This is a genomic window from Acidiluteibacter sp. (genome assembly GCF_055129545.1).
Genome location: NZ_JBSRUB010000004.1, coordinates 78,024 through 84,023, shown reverse-complemented (window position 1 = coordinate 84,023; position 6,000 = coordinate 78,024). Strand labels below are relative to the sequence as shown.

At 35.3% G+C, this 6,000-nt stretch carries 4 protein-coding genes; 1 reads left to right on the top strand and 3 read right to left on the bottom strand.

Annotated elements, in window-relative coordinates; translation table 11 throughout:
• Nucleotides 1-961 precede the first annotated feature (961 nt).
• On the bottom strand, nucleotides 962-1,405 hold the full coding sequence (locus tag ACTB0X_RS01725) for a hypothetical protein (protein WP_463023251.1): 444 nt from the start codon (nucleotides 1,403-1,405) through the stop codon (nucleotides 962-964).
• Nucleotides 1,406-1,454: 49 nt separating this feature from the next.
• Entirely contained in the window at nucleotides 1,455-3,392 is a 1,938-nt protein-coding gene (locus ACTB0X_RS01720; RefSeq protein ID WP_463023250.1) for a Na+/H+ antiporter NhaC family protein, read from the bottom strand.
• Between the two features lie 90 nt (nucleotides 3,393-3,482).
• Here ACTB0X_RS01720 and ACTB0X_RS01715 point away from each other — a divergent pair, with 90 nt between their 5' ends.
• A complete protein-coding gene (locus ACTB0X_RS01715) occupies nucleotides 3,483-4,712 on the top strand; it encodes a BaiN/RdsA family NAD(P)/FAD-dependent oxidoreductase (RefSeq protein WP_463023249.1) in 1,230 nt (409 codons plus the stop codon).
• On the opposite strand, the gene ACTB0X_RS01710 is transcribed toward ACTB0X_RS01715, so the two are convergent.
• On the bottom strand, nucleotides 4,709-5,977 hold the full coding sequence (locus ACTB0X_RS01710) for a lipid II flippase MurJ (RefSeq protein ID WP_463023248.1): 1,269 nt from the start codon (nucleotides 5,975-5,977) through the stop codon (nucleotides 4,709-4,711). The two genes, ACTB0X_RS01715 and ACTB0X_RS01710, sit on opposite strands and share 4 nt — an antisense overlap.
• Nucleotides 5,978-6,000: the final 23 nt, after the last annotated feature.

The window sequence follows — 6,000 nt, the reverse complement described above, 5'->3', positions numbered from 1 at the left end:
ATTTAGATGAGATAATTCCAATTGTAGTTTCAAGTAGAAATTGGAAGTTTTTAAGTTAACGTATTACAATGCGGACTGTAAGTCCTCAAAAGAGTACACACGGACTACAAGTCCGCGCGAACGGACTCTTCGCATGCACTAAACAATGCGCTGATGGCGAATATAAAAATTACTTTTTTCATCTTATTCTTTCAAAGATTGAGATGAAGTAGACTTAAGTAAATAGTGTTATGAACGTAATTTTGAAGTAAGTGATAGGAGTAACTCCTTTAATCTTTATGAAATAAATTAATTAAAAGTGAGATTAAGGCTCCTGAAGCTATTAAATATATTGAAAATGTATTGGATAGTAATGAAAATAGAAATAACACTACCATAATAATAAACAAGAATCGCCTTTCAAATGTTTTTCTTTTAGCTAGATAGTAAATAAAGAAAGGAAGACATATGATTTCCATTAATATTCCCAATAATGCTATTCTCATTCCCTCTATATATATATCATTTGATAAAATATCTAATATCAATTGTAAATAAATCCATAATATAAACAGACAGATTAAGGTTATTGGCCATCTTTTAAATAGTTTTTTCATCGAGGATCATTATTTATGTCTTTTAGAAGCTCGCCATTTTCGACATCGAATGAGTGAACTTTTGTCATGTCCATTATATTATACTTATTATAAATATCTGAACCTATATTTACCGAATATAAGAAGGAATTTTGACATACTTTAAATGTGCTTTTTTTCTAGTATTGCAATTGTTATAAAGTTAATTTTAGTCTTTTCAGACCAGTTTCTACCGCTACTTTTCTATTAAGTAGAACTTTCTGAACTACTAGAACACCTTTATTGCTATGTCTAAAAGTGGTTGTTATTATCTATTAGCCACTCAAATTATAGCAAAAAAAAAGCCGTTGTGAAACTCACAACGGCTTTCAAATAATTTGATAAAATTATTTTACTTCTTCTGAAGCAGTGATAGTTGCATTAATGTCATTCATTATTGCATTTACTTTTTCTTGCTCAGCTACGTAAAAAGCTTTTTTCTCTTCAAATGTTACATCTTCTGCTGGTTCAGCATAGTTGTTCATCCAATCCATCATTTCTGCTTTAGCTGCACCGATGTTAGCGATTGCTACTTCGTAAGAAGCAACTGAAACTGCAGTTAATGAATCTGAAGAAAGTGTAGTATCAGCTTTAAGAGCCATTACTTTTTCAGAAATACGAACTTCTTGAGCTCCTAAATCACCCATCTTAGCCATTGCATCGTCATGAACTTTCATAACTTCAGCTTTCATCGCTTCGATTTCTTTGTTTTGTTCTTCAGCAACATTGTTACATGCTACGAATTGAAAAGCAACTGCAAGAATTGCTACTAGTGTTAAAATTTTTTTCATTTTGTTGTTTATATTTTGCGCAAAAGTAACTGTAATTCCAATACAAAAATTAAAAATTATCTTCCAACGTTAAATTTTTTACATCTTTTCCGAATAGCTTGATTATTAGCCATAAACATCCAATTCCCAAAGGCAAACAAATCCAGGATGAAAGTCCCAATGCAGAAGGAATAATTCCAATAAAGATTGCTACTCCACCCACTGTTAATGCATATGGCATTTGCGTTTTTACATGATCGATGTGGTGGCAAGAACTGGCTAAAGAACTCAAAATCGTAGTGTCTGAAATAGGTGAACAATGGTCGCCTAATACAGATCCTGCCAAAACACTGGCAACCACATTGTGAAAAATACTCAATGAGGCTTCATAATCCAATCCTGCTTCCTGACAAATGCTCCATGCAGCAGGCATCATTAAAGGATATAAAATAGCCATGGTTCCCCAAGATGAACCAGTAGAAAATGCAACTAAAGCAGCCACCACAAACGTGATCGCTGGCAAAATCCACGGAGCAACGTTATTGGAGAGTAGTTGAGTTAAAAAATCTGCAGTATGCATGTCATCAGTAATTTCAGCTAAACCCCAAGCTAACACTAAAATTACGATGGCAGAAAGCATGGTTTTAAACCCATTTAATGTGGCTTGCATCGTTTCTTCAAGGTTCATTAATTTCTGTGTGACTGTCATTATTATAGAGGCAATCAAAGCCAAAAGAGAAGACCACAACAGGGATTTATATGAGTCTGCATTTCCTATTATTGTAGATAACTTTCGGCTTAAAGAAATGCTGCCATCATGCCAAATAGATGAATCCCAACCAGTATATAGCAAGCCAGCAATTGTTCCAGCTACAATAATGAAAATTGGTATTGCGGCATTGTACCATCTGCTTTTTGCATTCTCAGACATGGCTAATTCTTCGGATTCTGAAGCGTCGATCGCTTTACCATTAGAAGATTGAGATGATACTTCCCCAGTATCTCTAGCCCTATTCTCAGCCTTTAACATTGGTCCGAAGTCTTTATTCATCATGATTAACATGAAAATAAAAATGAGCGTTAAGATTGGATAGAAAGAATATTGCAAAGAATTTATAAAAGTCGCATAAACTCCCTCGTTTAATCCATTAATATTTTTTATTCCACTTTCTATGTAGCTTAATTCAGCTCCAATCCAAGTGGTGACAAATGCGATTGCTGCAATGGGCGCCGCAGTGGAGTCTACAATGTATGCTAGTTTCTCTCTGGATACGCGCATTCTATCAGTAACTGGTCGCATGGTATTTCCTACAACCAGAGTATTGGCGTAATCATCAAAGAAAATAGCAACGCCGAGTACCCAGGTGCCTAGCTGTGCGGTTCTCGAAGATTTTGCAAAAGGCGAAATTTTATCCACCACTCCTTGCATTCCGCCATTTTTAGAAATGATGGCCACAATGGCTCCAATAATCATGGAGAATAGGATAATGGAAACGTGGCCACCGTCATTTATAGCTCCTAACAAATACGTGTCGATGGTGCGCATAAAGCCGAAAAGCAGCCCAATGATTCCATCGCTATAAACATTTAATACAATGGCGCCAAATAAGATGCCTATCACCAAAGCACTGATTACTTCTTTAAAAACCAATGCAATTAATATGGCCACTAGTGGAGGGAGAATAGACCACCACAAAGGGATTGGATTTAGACTCTTCTCGTAAACCAGATTGTTGATTTCTAAAGTAAGAATCGTTTTTTCTTTTAAATCAAGTGGGATTTCTCCGACTCCATCTTTAATGGTTAGTTCATAAGGAGTGCCGTTAAAGAAGAGTTGAAATGTTCCGGAGCTATCCGTGTGAAAATTAATTACAACCTCACTTTCAACCCCTTTTACAACATAATGAGGGAAGGTTACTTCTGGCTTTGATTCAGCTTGTGAAAACGACTGAAAAGAGAATAAAGTAAGGAATAAAACGAGTAAAAAGTGAGTGGTTTTATATTTCATAAAAACTAGAATGAACCGTAAATATATAAAAAGCTTTGGCACATCTAAAAAACCAAATTCAATTAGTGAGAATTCTCCTAGTTTTGTAGCGTGAAAAAAGGAAAACGAATTGCCGTAATTGGTGGAGGAGCAGCAGGTTTTTTTGGTGCCATCAACATTAAAGAGATGTTGCCGAATGCTGAGGTGATTATTTTTGAAAAAACCAATCAAGTTCTAACGAAAGTGAAAGTGAGCGGCGGCGGAAGGTGTAATGTAACTCATGCCTGCTTCGACCCAACAGAATTAACCGCATTTTACCCAAGAGGGGAGAAGGAATTGAGAGGCCCATTTCATCAATTTATGACTTACGATACCATAGAATGGTTTTCCAATCGAGGAGTAGAGCTAAAAACCGAGGAAGATGGTCGGATGTTTCCAGTTAGCAATCAATCGCAAGACATTATTGATTGCTTTTTAAAAGCTTGTAAAGACGATAATATTCAGATTCGAATGAAATCTGAACTAAAGAAAATTATTCCACTTTCAGATGGATTTAACTTGGAGTTTGAAGGAAAAACAGAACAATTTGATGCGGTGTTAATCGCCTCAGGAGGAAATTCAAAACAAAGTGCTTACCATTGGATTGCCGAATTAAACCATCAGATTATAACCCCGCGACCTTCATTGTTTACGTTTAATTTACCCAAACATCCCATCACACAATTAATGGGACTAGCGGTGGAAAATGTGACCGTGCGTTTAAGTGATTCAACTTTCGAAACAGATGGTCCTTTGTTAATTACCCATTGGGGAATGAGTGGTCCGGCTATTCTGAAATTGTCGTCTCACGCCGCTTTAGAGTTGAATAAAAGAAACTATCAGTTTGCTTATCAAGTAAATTGGAGTGGGGTAGAGGATCAAGATTCAATGGAAGTTATTTTAACGAATTACAAAAACGAATTTCCGAAACGAAATATTTTAAAGCACAAATCATCAACGATTCCTACCCGTTTGTGGGAGTATTTAGTAAAAGCTTCTGTTGGTCAGCCTGAAAGTAATTGGGGAGATTGCAGCAAAAAGGATTTAGAGCAGTTGGCGATAAATTTAACGGCTCAAACTTTTAATGCCAACGGTAAAACTACTTTTAAAGAAGAATTTGTGAGTTGTGGCGGAGTAGACAATAAAGAGATAAACTTCAAGCGAATGGAAAGTAAATTGATTCCCAATTTACATTTCGCAGGAGAGGTTTTGAATATCGATGCGTTGACAGGAGGATTTAATTTTCAAGCAGCTTGGACAACTGCATATATTGCAGCGAAGGCAATTGCAGAAATTGATTAATTAGGCAAGATTCGTTTTACCATAGATTTTATTTCCACTACATCATTTTTAGTGATCAGAAATTGACTCCAAGGAGTACTAGTTGATTTCTTAAAGAGATATCCCAATACTGCAGTGCCAGTTATCAATGAAATGGAAGTAGCAATTGCCACACCATTGGTACCTCCAATTTCCACTAAAATTAGGGTAGCGATAAGTGTTACAAAAAAACCGATGGTAGAAACTATAGTTAAAGGTTTAAATTGCTCAATTCCTGAGAAATAGTGTCCAAATATTAAAAATAAGTTAAATGCTAAAATACCTGGAGAAACTAATAAGATGATCATTTTTACCGATGAAAATTCTTCTCCAAACAACAACCCATAAAAAGATTCTGGCAAAATGTTCAGTGGAATTAATGCAACGATTGTGAGCACAAAAGTGAATTTAAATAATTTGATGGTCAATTGTTGATTGTTTTCTTGATCATCGGAATTCACGATTCTAGAAAATTGAACCAATGCGATACTTCTACTAATTAGCCAAATAGATTCGGCAATAGAAACGGCATTGGAATAGATGCCTAATTCAGCCTCACCTAATTTGGAGCTGATGATGTAATAACTTATCCTAAAACTTAAAAATTGAAGAATGTATGCCGATTGATTGAGTAATCCATTTTTGAAGATGGACTTAAATAGAGTAATTGTTTTTTCAGTGGTTTTGAATTCAATGACTTTGCTAATAAAATAGAGGCTTAAAATAAGTCCAATGCTAAATGAAATGTAGAGTGCTGTTAGGTAAGTATTTAAATCACTATTTTTTGCAATAAAAAAACCATAACTCAAAAAGCCAAATAAAGTGATGGACTTAATGATGCTGACTAAATTATTTTGGGCTATTTTTTCTTTTCCGATTAATACGGCCAAATTGGCAGCAGTAAAACCTTCTATCAGTGAAAGTATAGCGATGTGTTTTACCCAATTGGCATCGATTCCAATTGTGATATTCGATAGAATTACAAAGGCTAAAACAGCTACTATTACAGCCCAAAAATAGGACACTTGAAGTAGCTGATAAACGGATTTTCTGGGAGTGAGGTATACCACTGGTGCGCCACCAATTAAATTCCCAAAGATTAAAACAATAGCAACGGATGTTAAAATTAAACTAGCTTCACCTTTCCCTTCAGGTCCTAAAAATTGAGAAAGTAGAATTATGACAAAGAAATTGAGAATAGCGCCAATTAACTTCGCTCCGAATGTACCAAGGGTTTTTTTTAGCATTTTTCTCCTTACAAGTTCTAAGC

What these genes read in the sequence shown, in the direction of transcription:
- ACTB0X_RS01725 (WP_463023251.1), bottom strand. Translation starts at nt 1,405, where the DNA reads ATGAAAAAAATTTTAACACTAGTAGCAATTCTTGCAGTTGCTTTTCAA.
- ACTB0X_RS01720 (WP_463023250.1), bottom strand. Translation starts at nt 3,392, where the DNA reads ATGAAATATAAAACCACTCACTTTTTACTCGTTTTATTCCTTACTTTA.
- ACTB0X_RS01710 (WP_463023248.1), bottom strand. Translation starts at nt 5,977, where the DNA reads ATGCTAAAAAAAACCCTTGGTACATTCGGAGCGAAGTTAATTGGCGCT.